The 20,909-nt window shown below is 47.0% G+C and carries 16 protein-coding genes and 1 pseudogene; 7 read left to right on the forward strand and 10 right to left on the reverse strand.

Translation table 11 applies throughout. The features are described from left to right. The first annotated feature begins 143 nt into the window (after positions 1-143). The 3 genes from BBC0122_RS12600 to BBC0122_RS12610 are packed head-to-tail and all read left to right on the forward strand — an operon-like array spanning position 144 to position 3,701. Positions 144-1,241 (forward strand): carboxynorspermidine decarboxylase, encoded by a 1,098-nt coding sequence (locus BBC0122_RS12600; protein ID WP_077994310.1) that lies wholly within the window; start codon positions 144-146, stop codon positions 1,239-1,241. A 56-nt stretch (positions 1,242-1,297) separates the two neighbouring features. Further along, positions 1,298-2,536: a saccharopine dehydrogenase family protein gene (locus tag BBC0122_RS12605; RefSeq protein ID WP_077994311.1), complete on the forward strand. Its 1,239-nt coding sequence runs from the start codon at positions 1,298-1,300 to the stop codon at positions 2,534-2,536. A gap of 40 nt (positions 2,537-2,576) precedes the next feature. Further along, complete coding sequence (locus BBC0122_RS12610) at positions 2,577-3,701, forward strand: TraB/GumN family protein (RefSeq protein WP_077994317.1); 1,125 nt, start codon at positions 2,577-2,579, stop codon at positions 3,699-3,701. Positions 3,702-4,094: 393 nt separating this feature from the next. Here the strand turns inward: BBC0122_RS12610 and lpdA are convergent, their stop codons facing one another. From lpdA to BBC0122_RS12660, 10 genes are all read right to left on the reverse strand, one after another. Continuing rightward, complete coding sequence (lpdA, locus tag BBC0122_RS12615) at positions 4,095-5,501, reverse strand: dihydrolipoyl dehydrogenase (RefSeq protein ID WP_077994320.1); 1,407 nt, start codon at positions 5,499-5,501, stop codon at positions 4,095-4,097. A gap of 46 nt (positions 5,502-5,547) precedes the next feature. Beyond that, positions 5,548-6,186, reverse strand: a complete 639-nt coding sequence (locus BBC0122_RS12620) for a LysE family translocator (protein WP_077994322.1) — start codon at positions 6,184-6,186, stop codon at positions 5,548-5,550. 3 nt (positions 6,187-6,189) lie between these two features. Continuing rightward, a complete protein-coding gene (locus BBC0122_RS12625; RefSeq protein ID WP_077994324.1) occupies positions 6,190-6,585 on the reverse strand; it encodes an MAPEG family protein in 396 nt (131 codons plus the stop codon). A gap of 16 nt (positions 6,586-6,601) precedes the next feature. After that, a complete protein-coding gene (gene odhB, locus BBC0122_RS12630; RefSeq protein WP_077994325.1) occupies positions 6,602-7,822 on the reverse strand; it encodes a 2-oxoglutarate dehydrogenase complex dihydrolipoyllysine-residue succinyltransferase in 1,221 nt (406 codons plus the stop codon). A gap of 33 nt (positions 7,823-7,855) precedes the next feature. After that, complete coding sequence (locus BBC0122_RS12635; RefSeq protein WP_077994326.1) at positions 7,856-10,852, reverse strand: 2-oxoglutarate dehydrogenase E1 component; 2,997 nt, start codon at positions 10,850-10,852, stop codon at positions 7,856-7,858. Between the two features lie 133 nt (positions 10,853-10,985). Next, complete coding sequence (sucD, locus tag BBC0122_RS12640) at positions 10,986-11,888, reverse strand: succinate--CoA ligase subunit alpha (RefSeq protein WP_077994329.1); 903 nt, start codon at positions 11,886-11,888, stop codon at positions 10,986-10,988. Positions 11,889-11,892: 4 nt separating this feature from the next. Further along, on the reverse strand, positions 11,893-13,089 hold the full coding sequence (sucC, locus tag BBC0122_RS12645; RefSeq protein ID WP_077994331.1) for an ADP-forming succinate--CoA ligase subunit beta: 1,197 nt from the start codon (positions 13,087-13,089) through the stop codon (positions 11,893-11,895). 93 nt (positions 13,090-13,182) lie between these two features. Next, a complete protein-coding gene (gene mdh, locus BBC0122_RS12650) occupies positions 13,183-14,145 on the reverse strand; it encodes a malate dehydrogenase (RefSeq protein ID WP_077994333.1) in 963 nt (320 codons plus the stop codon). A 334-nt stretch (positions 14,146-14,479) separates the two neighbouring features. Beyond that, complete coding sequence (gene zapE / locus BBC0122_RS12655) at positions 14,480-15,622, reverse strand: cell division protein ZapE (RefSeq protein ID WP_077994337.1); 1,143 nt, start codon at positions 15,620-15,622, stop codon at positions 14,480-14,482. Positions 15,623-15,682: 60 nt separating this feature from the next. Then, positions 15,683-16,225, reverse strand: a complete 543-nt coding sequence (locus BBC0122_RS12660; protein ID WP_077994338.1) for an AprI/Inh family metalloprotease inhibitor — start codon at positions 16,223-16,225, stop codon at positions 15,683-15,685. Positions 16,226-16,725: 500 nt separating this feature from the next. Between BBC0122_RS12660 and dapF the strand changes: the two genes are divergently transcribed. From dapF to BBC0122_RS12680, 4 genes and pseudogenes are all read left to right on the forward strand, one after another. Then, positions 16,726-17,571, forward strand: a complete 846-nt coding sequence (gene dapF / locus BBC0122_RS12665; RefSeq protein WP_077994728.1) for a diaminopimelate epimerase — start codon at positions 16,726-16,728, stop codon at positions 17,569-17,571. Then, positions 17,571-18,854 carry a tRNA (N(6)-L-threonylcarbamoyladenosine(37)-C(2))-methylthiotransferase MtaB gene (gene mtaB / locus BBC0122_RS12670; protein ID WP_077994339.1) on the forward strand — a complete coding sequence of 428 codons (1,284 nt, stop codon included), beginning with the start codon at positions 17,571-17,573 and terminating at the stop codon, positions 18,852-18,854. The genes dapF and mtaB overlap by 1 nt, the downstream gene beginning before the upstream one ends. 432 nt (positions 18,855-19,286) lie before the next feature. Beyond that, positions 19,287-20,216 (forward strand): annotated as a pseudogene (ftsY, locus tag BBC0122_RS12675) (signal recognition particle-docking protein FtsY); the annotation flags it as partial. Next, positions 20,213-20,887 (forward strand): septation protein A, encoded by a 675-nt coding sequence (locus BBC0122_RS12680; RefSeq protein WP_077994341.1) that lies wholly within the window; start codon positions 20,213-20,215, stop codon positions 20,885-20,887. The pseudogene ftsY and the gene BBC0122_RS12680, both read left to right, overlap by 4 nt. The last annotated feature ends 22 nt before the right edge of the window (positions 20,888-20,909 follow it).

Here is a 20,909-nt window from a genome sequence, read left to right on the forward strand (position 1 = left end):
ATAGCAGACATCAAATCGAGAAAACTGCACTCTTTTTTGCTATAGTTAATGAAGAACATATTTGCGCTTATAGAAATGTGTTTCTATATGTGTTCGAGGCTTTGAAAGCCATCATACAAAACCGGCCATTACAGGATTGAAAAATGCTTCAAACGCCTTACTACCTTGTCGACAAATCGAAGTTGCTGCGCAATATGGAAAAAATTGCGCGCCTTCGTGATTTGTCGGGTGCAAAATCGCTTTTGGCGTTGAAATGTTTTGCAACATGGGGCGTTTTCGATTTTATGGCGCAATATATGGATGGCACCACATCGTCATCTCTTTATGAACTGCGTTTGGGAAAAGAAGAATTCGGTAAAGAAACCCATGCCTATTCCGTCGCTTGGGCCGATTACGAGATTGATGAAGCAATCACTTATGCCGATACAATCATATTCAATTCCATCAACCAGCTTCACAGATTTGCAAAAAAATCCGAAAATATCGAAAGGGGCTTGCGATTAAATCCGGGGGTCAGTTGTTCCGGCTTCGACCTTGCCGATCCTGCCCGTCCTTTCAGTCGTCTTGGCGAGACAAGTTATGAAAAGATCGAAGCGGTTTTGCCGCTCGTAAACGGTTTCATGATTCATTATAATTGCGAGAATGGCGACTTTTCGTTATTTGACCGGATGCTTTCCGATATAGAACAGAAATTCGGCCAACTTTTTCATCACGTGCAATGGATCAGCCTTGGCGGCGGTATCTATTTTACCGGCAAAGATTACCCGCTTGAAGCTTTTGCCGACAGGCTCAAGCGTTTTTCGGATAAATATGGCGTAACGGTTTATCTTGAACCGGGAGAAGCGGCTATTACCAACAGTGCAACACTCGAAGTTACCGTTCTCGACACCATGCATAATGGCAAAGATCTCGCGATTGTTGACAGTTCCATCGAAGCCCATATGCTTGACCTTCTTGTTTATCGGGAAAAAGCAAAAATTTCGCCAAATCAGGGGGCGCATGAAATTATGATTTGTGGCAAATCATGCCTCGCGGGCGATATTTTCGGAACGTTCCGTTTTCCTGAAAAGCTGAAAATCGGCGATCATTTGTCGATAGAAGATGCAGCCGGTTATACAATGGTGAAAAAAAACTGGTTCAACGGTCTTAATATGCCCGCTATTGCGATAAAAGAATTGGATGGAACCATTCGTCTTCAACGAGAATTCGGCTATAAGGATTACCGTGACAGCCTTTCTTGAAAAAGGCTCCAGCTTAAACAAAGGTTTTAAAACAAGATTTAGGAGATAAACCGGGAATGAAAAAGAATATCCTGATTATTGGCGCAGGTGGGGTAGCTCAGGTGGTTGCTCATAAATGTGCTCAACATAACGATATTCTCGGTGATCTTCATATCGCATCACGAACATTGCAAAAATGCGAGTCGATCATTGCATCTGTAAAAGAGAAAAAATCCATGAAGGTGAAAGGTGTGTTTGAAACACACCACCTTGATGCAATGGATATAAAATCGACAGCAGACCTTATTCGCAAAACAAAAAGTCAAATTGTTATCAATGTCGGCTCGGCTTTTCTCAATATGTCGGTTTTGTCGGCCTGTATTGAAACCGGTGCAGCCTATATTGATACCGCCATTCACGAGGACCCGCTAAAAATATGCGAGACACCCCCTTGGTACGCCAATTATGAGTGGCCGCGCCGCGAAGAATGTGAAGCCCGTAAAGTAACGGCCATTCTCGGAGCAGGATTCGATCCCGGTGTGGTCAATGCTTATGCAGCGCTTGCCCATCACGACTATTTCGATAAAATCAGCGATATTGACATTATTGACATCAATGCCGGTAGTCACGGGCGCTGGTTTGCCACCAATTTCGATCCGGAAATCAACTTCCGCGAATTTACCGGTCAGGTCTGGTCGTGGCAAGACAGCAAGTGGGTTTCAAACAAAATGTTTGAAATCGGTCATGAATGGGATTTGCCGGTTGTCGGCAGGCGCAATACCTATATGACCGGTCATGACGAAATCCATTCTTTGTCAAAGAATCTTGATGTGCCGAATATCCGATTCTGGATGGGTTTCGGTGAACGCTACATCACCGTGTTCAATGTGTTGAAAAATCTTGGGCTTCTATCCGAACAGCCGATAAAAACGGCTGAAGGTCTGGAAGTTGTGCCACTCAAAGTGGTCAAAGCGGTTTTACCGGATCCGTCTTCGCTCGCACCCGATTATACCGGCAAGACCTGTATTGGCGACCTTATCAAGGGTGAAAAAGACGGCAAAGAGCGTGAACTGTTCATCTATAATATTGCCGACCACAAAGAAGCCTATCTTGAAACAGGCTCACAAGCTATTTCCTACACAGCCGGTGTTCCGGCCGTTGCAGCAGCCATATTGGTTGCACTTGGTGATTGGGATGTAAAAACCATGGCCAATGTGGAAGAATTGCCACCGAAACCATTTTTGAAGAAGCTTGATGAAATGGGGCTACCTACCCGAATCCGCGAAGGAAAAGAAGATAAAAAGCTTGATTTATAGCTTTAATGACTGACACGAGCTGATAAACCGGAAGGCTGTGATGGAAAAGAAAAGCCGAATAAATTTCAGGATGATCGCAAGATTTTCGAGACGTTTTGCTTTTCTTTTTGCTTTTTTTGCCGGCACTTTTTGCTTTTCTTCACCGGCATCAAGCAGTGAAGAGACAGCGTCACAACCAAAACTTTTTGAAAAATTTTTACCGAAGGCGCTGCTTGAGCAAAAAAAACATGAAGAGCCGCCTGTCTGCTCCGGTGAGGATTTAACCGAAAAATTTTCAAAAGAGGAAAACCGGAAATTTCTGAACCGTGCCAAAAAAATAAAAAATGGCAATGCGCGATTCTGGAAGGTTGAAAAGAAAGGAACGAGACCGTCCTATCTTTTCGGCACAATGCATGTTAGCGATCCGGCCATTGTCAATCTTGCTCCGTCGGTCAAAACCGCGCTCGAAAATGCAGATCGTGTCGCCCTCGAACTGAGCGAGGCGGCGGATGATAATGGTAAAGCCATGGCAACAAAGCTTGCGGCCTCGCCCGATTTTCTTACGCCTAAAAAAGGCGAGAGTTTCAAGGACGGGCTTTCGAGGGAAGAATTCCAAAAGCTTAAGACCACATTTGAAACCCACGGCCTACCTTTTCAGCTTATTGCCAATAACAAGCCATGGTTCATCTGGATGACATTGAGCCTTCCGGCCTGTGAAGCACGTCGAGAAGCCTATGGATACCATGCACTTGATGTAGAAATCGGGCAAAACGCCAAAAAACTTGGAAAACCGGTTCTCGGCCTTGAAACAGTTGATGAACAATTATCGGCGATTGAAAAATTACCGTTGAGTTTTCAGGCAAACTCGATCGAAGACTACCTCGATAATCCCAAGTTTTACGCCAATTTGTTTTATACCGAAATGCAACTTTATAAACAAAGTCGCATTGGCGAAATATTGGCTCTTGATACCATGTTCAAAACGACGGTCAGCGAAAAAGATCAGGACATTTTTAAAGATATTTTAATGACTAAACGCAATCTACGCATGTCTGAACGCGCACTTCCTTTGATTGAACAAGGAAACAGCTTCATAGCGGTCGGTGCGGCGCATATGGTTGACGATAGTGGCCTTGTCGAACAATTACGCAAACATGGCTATCAGGTTAGCCCGATAAAACTTTGACAATAAAAAAACAATATATCGGCAGAAGGTTTTCTTTTGTCGCGACCCTATTTACTCTCTAAGATAGGCTCTTCAAGATCAGAAATAGCGCCCTCACCCTGTTGTTTGCGACAGGTAACGGATAACAGCTTTTTCCGTTTATCCGGTTTGGTCACTTTTATTAAATCAACAATAGCTTCTTTAACCGACAAAGCTCAAAGCAAAGTTTTGCCATCGCATTCATCAATACGAATAATATTGACGTATTTTCGTGATTGAACCCCGATTGTCAGAGAAAATTGCCGCTTCTCTTCCAACCTGACCTGAAAATTCCGGAGTGACCTTATCAATCCGGTTTGATTACAATAAAAAGGCCACCCGAAGGCGGCCTTTTTGAAAGATATGTCAATTCGCTTACATATTGATCGGTTTTGAAAAAGCAGCCAATGCAGCTTCTTTCACAGCTTCCGACATTGTCGGGTGAGCATGGCAGGTCCGTGCCAGATCTTCCGACGAACCGCCAAATTCCATCAAAACAGCAATTTCGTGAATCATTTCACCGGCACCGAAGCCGAGAATATGGCCGCCCAGAACCTTGTCGGTCTTGGCACAAGCAAGGATTTTTACAAATCCGTCAGTCTTCAACATAGCGCGGGCACGACCATTGGCCGAGAAGGGGAACTTGCCAACGCGATATTCAATACCGGCTGCTTTGAGTTCTTCTTCGGTTTTACCAACAGATGCGACTTCCGGCTCGGTATAAACGACACTCGGAATGACATCATAATTGACATGGCCTTTTTGACCGGCAAGAATTTCAGCCAGAGCAACGCCTTCATCTTCCGCTTTATGGGCAAGCATCGGACCTTTGACAACATCGCCAATCGCGTAAATTCCGGCAATATTCGTTTGCCAATGTGAATCGATATTCACCCGACCACGTTCGTCCAGTGTTACACCGGCTTCTTTCAGACCAAGCCCTTCCGTGTAAGGACGACGACCGGTTGCAACGAGAACAATGTCGGCCTCAAGAGTTTCAGCCGAACCACCCTTGACCGGTTCAAAGGTAACTTTTGCGCCGGATGCGGTTTTTTCAACGCCGGTTACTTTTGCGCCGAGTTTATATTCGATGCCCTGTTTTTCCATGAGTTTCTGGAACTGTTTGGAAACTTCACCATCCATCGGCCCCAAAACCTTATCGAGGAATTCGACAACCGTTACCTTTGCACCAAGCCGGCTCCAGACCGAACCAAGTTCGGAACCGATCACACCGGCGCCAACAACAACCATGTGCTGGGGCACTTTGGCAAGCGACAAAGCACCGGTTGAGGAAACGATAACTTTTTCGTCAATATCGATCTTCAGCCCCGGAATACCGGCAACGTCGGAACCTGTTGCGATGATGATATTTTTGGTTTCGAGAGTCTGCTTCGAGCCATCCTTGGCGGCAACTTCGACTTTGCCTGCCCCAAGAATTTTGGCCGTGCCGTAAATGGTGTCAATCTTGTTTTTCTTCATCAAAAAAGCGACACCGCTTGTGTTGCCATCAACGGTTTTCTGCTTGTGAGCCATCATGCCAGCAAGGTCGAGTTTGGGTTTGGAAACCGAAACCCCAAGAGCCTCGAAGCCATGTTGAGCCGAGGCAAAAATTTCTGAAGCATAGAGCAAAGCTTTGGAAGGAATACAGCCGACATTGAGACATGTACCGCCCAATGTATCGCGCTTTTCAACGATTGCTGTTTTTAGTCCGAGTTGCGCAGCCTTGATTGCTGCAACATAGCCACCGGGACCTGCTCCAATTACGACAACATCATAAGACATTCTTTTTCCTTTCGTTACGGCCGCTGAGACCTGAATTTTCTAAAACTTACGAGGCTTTCTGAAACATAAGCCTGATACTGAATGCGATGAAAACTGCTCCGCAAAGGCGATCAATCCATTTGGCGGCGCGTTGATATAATGAGCGAATGGCAGGGGTCGTCATAAAAATGCCAACCAAAACGAACCATCCAATAAGAAGTGCCGACATCGATAAACCATAGCCGAACTTGACGGCCATAGGCGTTACCGGTGCGACAAATGTCGAAAAAATCGAAAGAAAGAAAAACACTGCTTTCGGATTAAGAGCATTAACGGTAAATCCGGCAAAAAATGCTTTTTTCAAACTCTGCCGTGTTTTCCTACTTTTTCCATTTTCATTTTCTCCACCAGCAACACCACGCGAGGTGATGCTTTTAATGCCGATATAGAGAAGATAGAGAACACCGAGCCATTTAACGACATTAAACAGAATAAGGGATTTCGAGATGAGCAACCCAAGTCCCAGAATTGTGTAACTCACGTGAAAAAGCAAAGCCGCACCAATGCCGAAAGCGGTTGCAAAAGCAGCCTTCCGCCCATGAACCAGCGATTGGCGCAAAATCAATGCAAAATCGGCACCCGGTGTTATTGCCGCAATTGCGAATACCGCCATCAATGTTGACCATTCGACCAGATAAGGAGCCATCAATCATCTCCAGAAAGCAGCGACAAGCATGATGACCAATCCGAAAATGGAAATTAGCCAGACAATGCTACGAATATAGGGGATGCCCGAAAGGTAAAGCGGAATATAGATAATCCTTGCTAATACCCATATAGATCCACCGGCCACGGTCAACATGATGTTATTGGGTGCAAAATCACCAAGCAACATCAATGCCAGAAATGCCGGATAAGTTTCACGGAAATTGGCGCTGGCACGCATTGCCCGACCGGCATAAACAGATTTCGGTGTTTCTCCGCCATCTCTTGGTCCGGCGTTCCAGCTTCGCCCCAATTCACGTGTTGTGAGAAAAGCTTGCAAAAAAATATGCACCAACAACAATATGACACTTATGGCCAATAATGCTGCTGGTGCATTCATTTGCGACTATCCCTTTTTAAAGATCGAGAACAAGACGTTCCGGATCTTCAAGGCATTCTTTAACGCGAACGAGGAATGTAACAGCTTCCTGACCATCAACGATACGGTGGTCATAAGAAAGAGCAAGATACATCATCGGACGGGCAACAACTTCACCATTGACGACGACAGCACGTTCCTTGATGGCATGCATACCAAGAATACCCGATTGAGGTGCATTCAGGATAGGTGTGGACATCAATGAACCATAAACGCCACCGTTGGTGATGGTGAATGTGCCACCTTGCATATCGGCGACAGCAAGCTTGCCATCACGTGCCAGACGACCGAGGCGACCGATTTCTTTTTCGATTCCTGCGATTGAAAGCTGGTCTGCGTCACGGACAACCGGAACGACAAGGCCTTTGGCTGTACCAACGGCAATACCGGCATTAACATAATTTTTGTAAATAATGTCGGTACCATCAATTTCGGCATTAACAGCAGGAACTTCTTTCAAAGCATGGCAAACAGCCTTGGTGAAGAAGCCCATGAAGCCGAGCTTGACGCCATGTTTCTTCTCGAACATTTCCTTGTAACGTTTACGCAAGTCCATAACAGCCGTCATATCCACTTCGTTGAAAGTGGTGAGCATTGCCATGGTATTTTGTGCGTCTTTCAAACGACGGGCGATTGTTTGGCGCAATTTTGTCATGCGGACGCGTTCTTCACGTGCAGCATCTTGCGGCTGGGAAGCCGCGCGCGGTGCTGCAACCGGAGCAGCCGACGAAATGCCTTTCGCAAGTGCATCAAGAACATCACCTTTGAGAACCTGTCCACGCTTGCCCGAACCGTCAACCTGACCGGCCGACAGATTGTTTTCAGCCATGAGCTTGGCTGCTGAAGGAGCTGGCTGCATCGAGCCGGAAGCGGCTGCCGGTGCACTTGCTGCCGGTTGTGGTGCAGGAGCACTCGGAGCCGGTTGTGCAGCTTTCGGCTGCGGAGCAACATTGCCGGCAGCACCGGCTTCAATTGCGCCTAGAAGCGCACCAACTTCGACATTGTCACCTTCTTTGGCAGTGATTTCTGTCAGTTTTCCGGCGACAGGCGAGGGAACCTCGACTGTCACTTTATCAGTTTCAAGTTCAACCAGCGGCTCGTCCATAGCGACAGCATCGCCAACCTTTTTGAACCATTTCCCAATGGTTGCTTCAGTAACGGACTCGCCCAGAGTAGGAACACGGATTTCATTAGCCATAATTTTTTTCCATACGTCAGAGTGATTTGAGAATTAAGCCAACGCGTCTTCAAGGAACGCGGCAAGCTGTTGAAGATGTTGCGACATGAGCCCTGTTGCCGGCGAAGCGCTTGCGGGACGACCGGCATAGCGGGCGCGCGGATATTTCGCACCGATATGAGCCAGTACCCATTCAAGATACGGTTCGATAAACGACCAGGCACCCATATTTTTCGGCTCTTCCTGACACCAGACGATTTCCGCCTGCAAGAAGCGGGAAAGCACAGTAATCAAGGCTTTTGCCGGGAACGGGTAGAGCTGTTCGACGCGCAACAGATAGACATCGTCAATGCCGCGTTTTTCGCGCTCTTCGTAAAGGTCGTAGTAAACCTTGCCAGAGCAGAGAACGACGCGACGGATCTTGTTATCCTTCTGCAACTTGATTGCCTGATCCTTGAGCTGTTGGGCGTCATCAAGCAACAAGCGATGGAACGTTGTATCGGCTCCCATATCGCTCAACGAAGAAATAGCGCGTTTATGACGCAACAAGGATTTCGGTGTCATCAGGATCAGCGGTTTGCGGAAATCGCGTTTGATCTGACGGCGCAAGATGTGGAAGTAATTTGCCGGTGTCGTACAATTGGCAACCTGCATATTATCTTCTGCACAAAGTTGCAGATAACGTTCAAGACGGGCTGAAGAGTGTTCAGGTCCCTGACCTTCAAATCCATGTGGCAACAGGCAAACAAGGCCGCTCATACGCAACCATTTGCGTTCGCCAGACGAGATGAACTGGTCGAAAAGAACCTGTGCACCATTGGCAAAGTCACCAAATTGGGCTTCCCACAAATTCAAGCCGAGAGGTTGCGCCAGTGAATATCCATATTCAAATCCCAATACACCTTCTTCCGAAAGCATCGAGTTGACAGGTTCATAAATGGCCTGACCCTTTTTGAGATTATTCAACGGAATATAACGGTTTTCGTTTTCCTGATCGTAAAGAACAGAATGACGCTGGCTGAATGTACCACGTTCGACATCCTCACCGGAAAGACGAACCGGAGCACCTTCGATTACGAGCGAACCGAAAGCCAGAGCTTCACCGGTTGCCCAATCGATTCCTTCACCTGTTTCAAACATTTTTGCACGGTTATCAAGGAAGCGCTTAATGGTCTTGTGAACATGGAAATCGGCAGGAATGTCAACCAGACGTTCACCAATTTCTTTCAGTGTCTTGATCGGCACACCGGTTGCACCGCGACGTTGATCGTCGGCATTGTCGGCGGCTTTCAAGCCTGTCCATGTGCCATCAAGCCAATCGGCCTTGTTGGGCTTATAGGAAGTGGCTGCTTCAAATTCCTGTTCAAGTTTGTCGTGCCACTCGCGCTTTTGCTGGTCGAGTTCTTCGGCTTTGATAAGGCCTTCTTTTTCCAGCTTCTCGCCGTAAAGTTCCAAAGTGGTTTTATGACCACGAATGGCTTTATACATCAATGGCTGTGTGAAGGATGGTTCATCACCTTCATTGTGACCGAACCGGCGATAGCAGAACATGTCGATAACAACCGGTTTATGGAAAATCATGCGGAATTCTGTTGCAACCTTGGCAACATAAACAACAGCTTCCGGATCATCGCCATTGACGTGGAAAATCGGCGCATCGATCATTTTGGCAATATCTGACGGATAAGGCGTCGAGCGACCAAAACGCGGATTGGTGGTAAAGCCGATCTGGTTATTGATGATGAAGTGGATAGAACCGGCAACACGGAAACCTTTCAGCCCCGAAAGACCCAATGTTTCCTGAATAACGCCTTGCCCTGCAAAAGCCGCATCACCATGGATAAGAACCGGCATGACTTTCGCCCGTTCACTGAGCGGAACAAGATCACTGCGGCTCGGACCGGCGAGCAAATCCTGTTTTGCACGGGTTTTGCCGATAACAACAGGGTCGACAATTTCGAGGTGTGACGGGTTGGCAAGAAGTGACAAATGCACCTTGTTGCCATCGAACTCGCGATCGGAAGAAGTACCCAAGTGGTATTTCACATCGCCCGAACCTTCAACATCATCAGGCTTATAAGAGCCACCCTTGAATTCATGGAAGATTGCGCGATGGGGCTTGGAGAGCACCTGCGAGAGAACGTTAAGACGCCCGCGGTGAGCCATGCCGAAAACGATTTCTTCAACACCAAGAGCACCACCGCGCTTGATGATCTGTTCAAGAGCCGGAATAAGCGATTCACCGCCATCAAGACCGAAACGTTTGGTCCCTTTATATTTTGTATCCAGAAACTTTTCAAAACCCTCGGCTTCGACGAGCTTATGGACAATCGCCTTTTTGCCTTCAGGCGTGAACGATACCCAATTGTTCGGGCCTTCGATCCGTTCCTGAATCCAGCTTTTTTCTGCCGGATCGGAAATATGCATGAATTCGACACCGATTGTATTGCAATAGGTGTTCTTCAATATTTCCAGCATTTGTGGAATGGTCGCATATTCAAGACCGAGAACATTATCGATAAATATTTTGCGATCATAGTCAGCCGTTGTGAAACCATAGGTCTCAGGCGACAATTCGTTATAATCTTCCGGTGCTTCACGCAATTGTAGCGGATCGAGTTTCGCATGGAGATGGCCGCGCATACGATAGGCGCGGATCATCATTATTGCGCGCACTGAATCGCGTGTAGCCTGAATAATATCGGCATCACTGACAGCCGAGCCGCCTTTTTTGGCTGCTTCTGCTGCTTTGCCTTTGAGCTTGTCGCCCATGTGTTTTTCAACAGCCGACCAATCGCCGTCAAGAGCCGATACCAGCTCGCCTTCCGGTTTTACCGGCCAATTGTCACGCTGCCAGGATGCGCCTTCAGCATTTTTGAGCACATCTTCCTTGTTATCTTTCAAATTTTCAAAAAACTCGCGCCATTGCGGATCAACGCTTGCGGGGTTTTTCTCATACTCGGCATAAAGCTGATCTATATAGTCAGCATTGCCACCATATAAAAACGAAGTTTGTTCAAAAAGATCGTTTGTCTGGTCCTGCCTTGCCATATATTCTGCCGGAACGCCTGTTCCGTCTCCTTGATATCCGTGGGAGTACCCTACGAATTGGTGTTGAAGAAGCATTTGCTTCTGTTAAAAATTCAAGCCACCCGAACCGGCCGTCCGAGTGGCTTTTTTGTAATTAGCCTTTAAGAACCTCTACGAGAGTCTTGCCGATTTGTGCGGGCGACGGGGAAACCCGAATACCGGCTGCTTCCATAGCAGCGATCTTGTCTTCGGCTCCACCTTTGCCACCCGATATGACCGCACCGGCATGACCCATTGTGCGGCCTTTCGGTGCTGTACGACCGGCGATAAAACCGACAACCGGTTTCTTGCGCCCTTTCTTGGCTTCATCAATCAGGAATTGGGAAGCGTCTTCCTCGGCAGAACCACCAATTTCACCGATCATAACAATCGACTTGGTTTCGTCATCTGCAAGGAACATCTCCAGCACATCAATGAATTCTGTGCCTTTGACCGGATCGCCACCAATACCGACGGCTGTTGTTTGGCCGAGACCCTCAACCGTTGTCTGGTAAACAGCTTCATAGGTCAAAGTTCCGGAGCGCGATACAACACCGACCGAACCTTTTTTGAAGATCGATCCCGGCATAATGCCGATCTTGCATTCATCGGGTGTGAGAACACCGGGGCAGTTCGGGCCGATAAGGCGGGACTTCGATTTTCTCAATTTCGCCTTGACCTTGACCATATCGAGAACCGGAATACCTTCCGTGATACAAACAATAAGGCCTATTTCGGCATCAATTGCTTCCATAATTGCAGCAGCAGCACCTGCCGGCGGAACATAAATGACAGATGCATCGGCACCGGTCTTGTCCTTGCCTTCGGCAACTGTTGCAAAAATCGGCAATTCCTCGCCATTGGAACCGTGCCAGGTTTCGCCACCCTTTTTCGGGTTAACGCCACCAACCATTTTGGTTCCATGATAGGCAAGTGCCTGTTCGGTGTGGAACGTACCGGTTTTACCGGTCAAACCCTGCACGAGAACTTTTGTATCCTTGTTGATAAGAATCGACATGACTTCAAGCTCCCTTCACGGCTGCAACAATTTTCTTGGCGGCATCATCAAGATCATCCGCCGAGATGACATTCAGACCACTCTCGTTGATAAGAGCTTTACCCTTATCGACATTTGTACCTTCAAGACGGACAACGAGAGGAACCTTCAAACCGACTTCCTTGACCGCAGCCAGAACACCTTCGGCAATAACATCACAACGCATGATGCCACCGAAAATATTCACCAAGATGCCCTTCACATGGGGATCGGCTGTAATAATCTTGAAAGCGGCAGTTACGCGTTCTTTGGAAGCACCGCCACCAACATCAAGAAAGTTTGCCGGCTCGCCGCCATAAAGCTTGATGATATCCATCGTTGCCATAGCAAGACCGGCACCGTTGACCATGCAACCGATATTGCCATCAAGAGCAATATAGGCAAGATCATGTTTGGAAGCTTCGATTTCCTTCGGATCTTCTTCGGAAGTGTCGCGCAACTCGACAATATCGGGATGACGGAAAAGTGCGTTATTGTCGAACGATACTTTTGAATCCAGCAACCGCAAATGGCCGTTTTTCATGACGATCAGCGGGTTGACTTCAAGAAGGCTCATGTCTTTTTCGACAAAAGCTTTGTAAAGAATCGGAAAGAGCTTCAATCCGTCTTCACGAGCAACGCCATCAAGCTTCAGTGCATCGCAAAGTTTTGCGCTGTCTTCAGCAGTAACGCCCTTGTCCGGATCAATCGGAAGGGTGAGGATTTTTTCCGGTGTATCATGTGCAACGGTCTCGATATCCATGCCGCCTTCTGTCGAAACGACGAAAGCGATCTCTCCGACTGTACGGTCGACGAGAATTGACAGATAAAGTTCGCGTTCAATATCGGCACCATCTTCAATATAAAGACGATTTACCTGTTTTCCGGCCGGACCCGTCTGCTTGGTGACAAGTGTTTTGCCAAGCATTTCCTTGACATTGGCAACAACTTCTTCAACCGATTTTGCAAGACGGACGCCACCTTTAGCATCGGGACCAAGTTCTTTAAACTTACCCTTGCCGCGGCCACCAGCATGGATCTGGCTTTTAACGACATAAAGCGGTCCGGGCAATTTTTTTGCCCATTCCTCTGCCTGCTCTACAGAATAGACAGCAACACCGTTTGCAATCGGTGCGCCATATTCATGAAGCAGACGCTTGGCCTGATATTCATGGATATTCATTCATTTTTCCTTTTCTATTATGGGCCGAAAGTCCGGTCCCGGAAAATCGGTATATCCGACTTATGTGAATGAAAAAGTGGGGCAATCCCCCACTTATTTCAAGTTTGGTGCAAGTTTTAAGCAAGCTTCACAAAGTCCATGAACAGCATGGACAGATTTATCGAAAGCTTCTTTTTCTTTCTTATCAAGTTCAATTTCGATAACGCGTTCGACACCACCAGCGCCCAGAACAACAGGAACACCGACATATGTGTCTTTAACGCCGTACTGGCCGGAAAGATGCGCAGCAACCGGTACAACACGCTTTTTATCTTTCAAATAAGCTTCTGCCATCGAAACGGCCGATGCTGCCGGAGCATAATAAGCAGAACCGGTTTTCAACAAACCGACAATTTCTGCACCGCCATCGCGGGTACGTTGAATAATTTTTTCAAGCTTTGCCTCGGTTGTCCAACCCATTTTGACAAGATCAGGCAAAGGAATACCGGCAACTGTCGAATAACGGGCAAGCGGTACCATTGAATCGCCGTGACCGCCCAGAACAAATGCCGTTACATCATCAACCGAAACTTTGAATTCTTCAGCGAGGAAATAGCGGAAACGTGCGGAATCGAGAACTCCGGCCATGCCGACAACCTTGTTTGCCGGAAGACCTGAAAATTTTTGCAAAGCCCAAACCATTGCATCAAGCGGGTTGGTGATGCAGATAACAAATGCGTTGGGAGCGTATTTTTTAATTCCGGCGCCAACCTGTTCCATAACTTTGAGGTTGATGCCAAGAAGATCATCACGGCTCATTCCGGGCTTACGGGGAACACCTGCTGTCACAATAATAACATCGGCTCCCTCGATAGCTGCATAGCTATTGGCGCCGGTGTATTTGGCGTCGAAACCTTCAACCGGTGAAGATTCGGCAATATCAAGACCTTTTCCCTGTGGTACACCTTCGGCAATATCGAACAAGACAACGTCGCCAAGTTCTTTGAGACCTATCAAGTGTGCCAATGTGCCCCCGATCATACCTGAACCGATGAGAGCTATTTTATTGCGTGCCATTCTGGTTTCTTCCCTAAAAAATTGTCGGAATTGTAAAGCAGATTTGCTCCTCTCCGACGTGATACAAACGCCCCTCATTTTTACCTGGCTCGAAAGACCGGATAGAAAGTCGGGTTTGTTAAAACTCCCGTATAGATTTTGTCACGTCGATACGCCGCTTCAAGATCTACACCTCTATCGTCGATAGGCTGAATCGTGGAAAATTACAATAGAATTATCGAAATCCAATAAATTCAAACGGTTATATTGAATTCACTTTACGTAAACGTCAATTTTTCTTCACTTTTGTGCGTCAAATCGACACAATTTACACGTGTTGGGCGATTTTTTCGCATTATTTGACCTGTTTTTCACTCCAATTGGCCAAATATTCCTCGCTTTGCATTTCAAAAAGACGTGATGCAGTACGTTCAAACTCGAATGTTTCGGTCGTCTGGTTCTTTCCCTGATAGAGTTTATCGGGAGTTGCCGCCGCCGAAATAAACAAACGGATATGACGATCATAAAGCGTATCAATCAACAAAATGAAACGTTTTGTCTCGTTCCGGTGCTCGTCATCCATAATCGGCACATTGTCAACGAAAAAAGTATCGTAACGGCTTGATAAAGCAAGATAATCAGCAGCAGCCAAGGGAACGGAGCAAAGATCTATATAATCGAAGCGGGCAGCATTATTTACAACGCGCGGCACGTGAACCGGATGACCGCGAACATCGACAATTTCCGGTTTTGCTATGTGCCCTTGTTCAATGAGTGCCCATGCTGCATCCATCTTTTCCTGTGCGACATGGCCGAGCGGTGTAATATAAACCGGCTTTCGATCAGCTTTTTCCAACCGGTAATCTGTATCGGCATCAAGATTGAAAACCTCGACATTTTCTTCGAGAATCTTGATGAAAGGCAAAAATAATTGCCGGTTGAGACCGTTTTTATAAAGATTTTCGGGTGCAACATTGGAAGTGGCAACAAGCGTTACACCGTCCTTGAATAAAGCGGTAAACAGCCTTGAAAGCACCATTGCATCGGCAATATCGGTAACGGTAAACTCGTCAAAACAAAGGACTTTCGCTTCTTTGGCGAGGCTTGAAGCAACCGGAGGAATAGGGTCGTTCTGTTTGGTTTCGCCACGTGTCAATGCCTGTCGGTGACGGTTTATCCGATCATGCACATCTGCCATAAAATCATTGAAATGGGCGCGCCTCTTGTCGCCATCGGGCAGGCAGGAAAAAAACAAATCCATAAGCATGGTTTTGCCACGACCGACTTCGCCGTAAACATAGAGGCCATGCACACCTGAATGATTGTCTTTATGTTTGCCAAAAAGCCAGCCGAGCGGCGAACTTTTTTGCGATACACGCTTGACAGAAAGCTCGTCAAGAAGACGGTCAAAATGGGAAATCAAGGCAATCTGTGCTTCATCACGGCTGATTTCACCGTTTTCAACCAAAGCATCATAGCGCTCACGCATCGATCCCATTAACAAGCCCCTCCTTGTATCAAAAAATTGAAGAGGCCTTATGGCCTCTCCGAAAACTGTTTAACGACTCAAGATAACGGCTTGACCGTTTACCGTATTTCCCTCGAACCGGCTTGGTCCGGCAGAATAAAGTGTTGCGACAGGACTACCTGCACCATCATAGAAATTCAGTTGCTTTCCGCTTACCGCCCATGACGCAACCTTGGTGAAGGCTTCAGGACAATGCAACGGTCCGGCGCGATAGCCTTGACCATATTTGGTCTGTGGTGTTGCAATCTGGCAATTCAGCCCGCCAACCGACGCCTTCCATACACCGGCAATGGCTCCAGGCGTTAAATCGGAAGCGTTTGCAGGTGGTTGAAGACTGGCTACATCGGTTTGCGACTGCGGGATACTGCTACTTACGCTATTATTAGGCGCTGACGGAAAATTATCCGGCGGCGGCAACTCCGATTGACTGACACCGCCCGAACTTGCCGGTCCCGGCATAACGACTTGCGGTGGCTCACCACCGCCATTGTTGCCGAATCGCGAATTCGCACAACCGGCAAGCATTGTTGCCATAACTGTCAACACCAGAAGTGAATTCTTCGAGACTGTCATATTCCTACTTTCTTCAATCGCATGATTGCGCAGTAAAATCCGTACAAAGGAAAGGCATGATGGTTAAATTTTATTTAAAGACTATACATAGCAAAAAAGTATCAGAAAAAAAGAAAAACATCCGCTTCTCTTCATGATTCACAAAGAAAGCGGACAATGAACGGGACTTTCATACGATGAGAAAAATAACCAGTATTGATAGGATTTTTATAACATATTGTTTTTATTATACTTTTTTAAAACTTATTCATTCCGGAAAGCTGTTTACCTTAAATCGAGAAATTACCGGAAAGAGCAATAAAATATGGCCGCAAACCGGCTTTTAACACAGACAACCGCAATCATTTTCAAAATCCGGTCAATATTTTAGACATTTCCGGGTTTTATATTCTCCGGGTTTTATATATCTCCGGTCTATTCCGACTGTAAAAAGTGCTTGTGCTGGAATTTTTTGGATTTTCAGCCATATTATCGTAATAAATATCAGGTAGATGGCAAATATGATCCCTTTTGAAAAAATGAATGGTCTTGGCAACGAGATAATTGTTGCCGATATGCGCGAGGCCAAAACAGACATTACGCCGGAGGCAGCGATTGCTCTTTCTAAAAAACGCGATACGGCGTTCGACCAGATAATGGCAGTCCACAAGCCGACAAAATCCGGTGGTGATTATCACATTGTGATATGGAACTCGGATGGATCCAAGGCTCAGGCCTGTGGAAATGGTACACGTTGCGTCGTTGAATGGCTCTATAACCAAAATCTGGGTGATGATTTCAAACTGGACACGGCTGCCGGCATTGTCAGGGCAAAGCGTCGTGAAAACGGTTTGGTATCGGTCGATATGGGGATTCCCCATCTTGAATGGCAGGAAATACCTGTGTCACACGCTATCGACGACACAAATCATGCTTCTATCGGTCGCGGGCCGCTTCATGATGCCTCGCTTGTTTCTATGGGAAACCCGCATGCAATTTTCTTTGTTGGCGATGATATCGAGAACATTGCTCTTGATAAATTCGGTCCCGAACTTGAACATGACCCGTTTTTCCCCGAACGCTGCAATATTTCAATTGCCCATGTCACATCGCCCACTTCTTTGACTTTGCGGACATGGGAAAGGGGAGCAGGCCTTACACGCGCTTGTGGCACGGCTTCTTGTGCCGCAACTGTTGCCGCATCAAGACGTGCGCTCACAAAACGGCATGTAACGGTAACCTTACCGGGTGGAAAACTCGATATTTTATGGGATAAAGACAACCATATCATCATGACGGGACCAACGGAATTCGAGTTTAGCGGAGAGTTCGATCCGGTTTCGGGTGAATATCAAAGGATTTCGTAATGGCAACTGAAATTGTCACCTTCGGCTGTCGGCTGAATGCATTTGAATCAGAAGTCATGCGCAAAGAAAGTGCTGAAGCCGGCCTTGATAAGCTGGAAAACGGCGCTTTCATCTTCAATACATGTGCTGTCACGGCTGAAGCCGTCCGTCAGGCAAAACAGGCAATTCGCAAAGCAAGGCGTGAAAACCCGCTTGCACGTATCATTGTGACAGGCTGTGCTGCCCAAACTCTGGGGCAGGATTTTGCCGATATGGATGAAGTTGATCTGGTTTTGGGGAATGAAGAAAAACTGCATGCCCATTCCTATCGTCAGCTCCCTGATTTCGGTGTCAATAATTACGAAAAACTCAAAGTCAACGACATTATGGACGTGAAAGAAAATGCGCCCCATATGGTTGACTCGATCGAAGGTCATTCGCGCGCTTTCGTGCAAGTGCAAAACGGTTGCGATCATCGCTGCACTTTCTGCATTATTCCCTATGGAAGGGGGCCATCACGCTCGGTTCCAATGGGTGCAGTTGTCGAACAGATAAAACGCCTTAACGGAAACGGTTATCAGGAAGTTGTTCTCACCGGTGTCGATCTTACCAGCTATGGACCTGATCTTCCCGGAAAGGCAACGCTTGGAAAACTTGTCGGTTCGATTTTGCGAAACGTTCCCGATCTTGCGCGTTTGCGCCTCTCTTCAATAGATTCGGTAGAAGTCGATGATGAATTGATGGAATTACTGGCTTATGAACCACGGTTAATGCCGCATTTGCACCTTTCACTTCAGGCTGGCGACAATATGATTTTGAAACGGATGAAAAGGCGTCATTTACGCGATCAATCAATCCGGTTTTGCAATGATTTACGCGACAGACGCCCCGAAATGGTTTATGGCGCCGATCTTATCGCCGGTTTTCCGACCGAAACCGATGCAATGTTTGAAAATACACTGGCACTTGTTGATGATTGTAAACTGACACATCTTCATGTCTTTCCCTATAGCCCGCGGGAAGGCACACCGGCTGCCCGTATGCCACAGGTTGATCGGCATATTATCAAACTGAGAGCGGAAAAACTGCGGCAAAAGGGGCAAAAAGCCTATAACGACCATCTCAAGCATTTACAAAACACCGAACACATGATTCTTGTCGAACATGATGGAATCGGCCGTACGGAGGATTTCACACTGACCAAAATCGACGGTGCAATTGCCGGAACCATCGTTAAAGGCCACATTGTCGGCCAGGATGGTGACAAGCTTATTGCCAAGCTCGACGAACGTAACGCTGCCTGACCGGGGATTTTTATGGCTAAAGGTTTATTTAAAAAAGTTTTTTCTTTTGGCTCGAACCCGAAAACGGATTCAGACAACGATGTGACAAAAGATGCGGCAACACCCGCTTTGTCACCCTTTGAAGCCTATAAGGCAGCTCAGGCAAAAAAACAGAGCGAAGCCAAAAACACCGAAAACAAAAAACCGGTCGAAACGAAAAAAGAACGGCCGGATATTCCGTCGGAAGATAAAGAACCCGATTTAACCGAAAAGAAAAAGGCAGAAAATCAACCGGCAAAAAAACCGATAATTCCGGAAGCGGAGTTTGTCGGTTCACAAAGGGTAGAGACAACCGAGGCCGGAACCAACCTTCCTGCTCGCAACACCGTAACAATTACCGACAAGGTAACAAGCAACGAAAACAAGGTCAGCAAACCGGATTTGCCCCTCCATGAACCCAAAAAAATGTCATGGTTTGAACGGTTGAAAACCGGTTTGGCCCGTTCATCCCGCCAACTTGGTGATTCGATCAGTTCCATCTTTACCAAGCGCAAGCTTGACGAAGCGACATTGCAAGATCTCGAAGATGTACTCATTCAGGCCGATCTTGGTCTTGAAACTGCTCTCCGTATTACCGATACTCTCGCATCAAGCCGTTACGGTAAAGATATATCAACCGACGAAGTACGCACGATCATGAGTGACGAGATCAAGAAAGTACTTGAACCGGTTGCCCGCCCGCTTGAACTGGACTTGAGCCATAAGCCGCATGTTATATTGGTTGTCGGTGTGAATGGAACGGGAAAAACCACAACAATCGGAAAATTGGCGGCCAAGCTTACCGCCGGCGGATTAAAGGTGATGCTCGCGGCTGGTGATACTTTTCGTGCGGCTGCTATCGAACAACTCCATATCTGGGGAGACCGTGTCAATGCACCGGTTGTTTCAACCAAACTCGGTGCCGATGCGGCAAGCCTTGCTTATGACGCTTATGAAAAAGCCAAAGCTGCCGGAAGTGATGTTCTTATCATTGACACGGCAGGACGGTTGCAGAATAAAACCGAACTGATGGACGAGCTTGCCAAGATTGTGCGTGTTTTAAGCAAGCATGATCCGGATGCGCCCCACACTGTTTTGCAAACACTTGATGCGACAACCGGCCAGAATGCGCTGAACCAGGTGGAAATATTCCGCAACATTGCCGGTGTGAACGGCCTTGTCATGACAAAACTTGACGGAACAGCGCGCGGCGGCATTCTTGTTGCAATAGCGGCAAAATACAAGTTGCCGGTATATTTTATCGGGGTAGGAGAGGGCATTGATGACCTCGAACCCTTTGCAGCTTCGGACTTTGCCGAAGCAATAGCAGGAAAACACGAATGACCAATTCACTTTTTGAACCCGATCCGGAAGATACCAAAGCGGTGAAAGAGCTTCATATGTCACCGGCGCTCAAACTCGTTCTCGAAATGGGGCCACTGGTGGTGTTTTTCTTTGCCAACTACAAAGGCGAATGGCTTATCAAACATGTCGGCCTGTTTCAGGGATTTGAAAAACCGATTTTTCCTGCCACGGCGATTTTCATGGTTGCCATTGTTATCGCACTCGTCGCCTCGTGGATTATTGCACGAAAACTCCCGATCATGCCGCTTATTTCCGGTGTGTTTGTATTGATTTTCGGGGCTTTAACGCTTTGGCTCCATAATGATACATTCATCAAGATGAAGCCGACAATTATCAACACACTGTTCGGCCTTATCCTGTTCGGTGGTCTCGCTTTCAATAAATCGCTTCTCGGCTATGTGCTCGACTCTGCCTTTCAACTTGATGATGAAGGTTGGAAAATTCTCACCCGTCGTTGGGCATGGTTTTTTATTTTTCTTGCCGTTTTGAACGAATTGGTATGGCGAAATTTCAGCAATGATTTCTGGACGACATTCAAGGTCTTCGGTGTCATGCCTATCACCATTATTTTTATGATTGCACAAATGCCGATTGTTATGAAACATGCAACCTCGCCAATAGGTGTGAAACAGACAAAGCTCGATGAATAGGTCGGGAATTTCAAAAACCGAT

It is taken from the genome of Ditibartonella choladocola (assembly GCF_002007565.1).
Lineage (GTDB): Bacteria > Pseudomonadota > Alphaproteobacteria > Rhizobiales > Rhizobiaceae > Bartonella > Bartonella choladocola.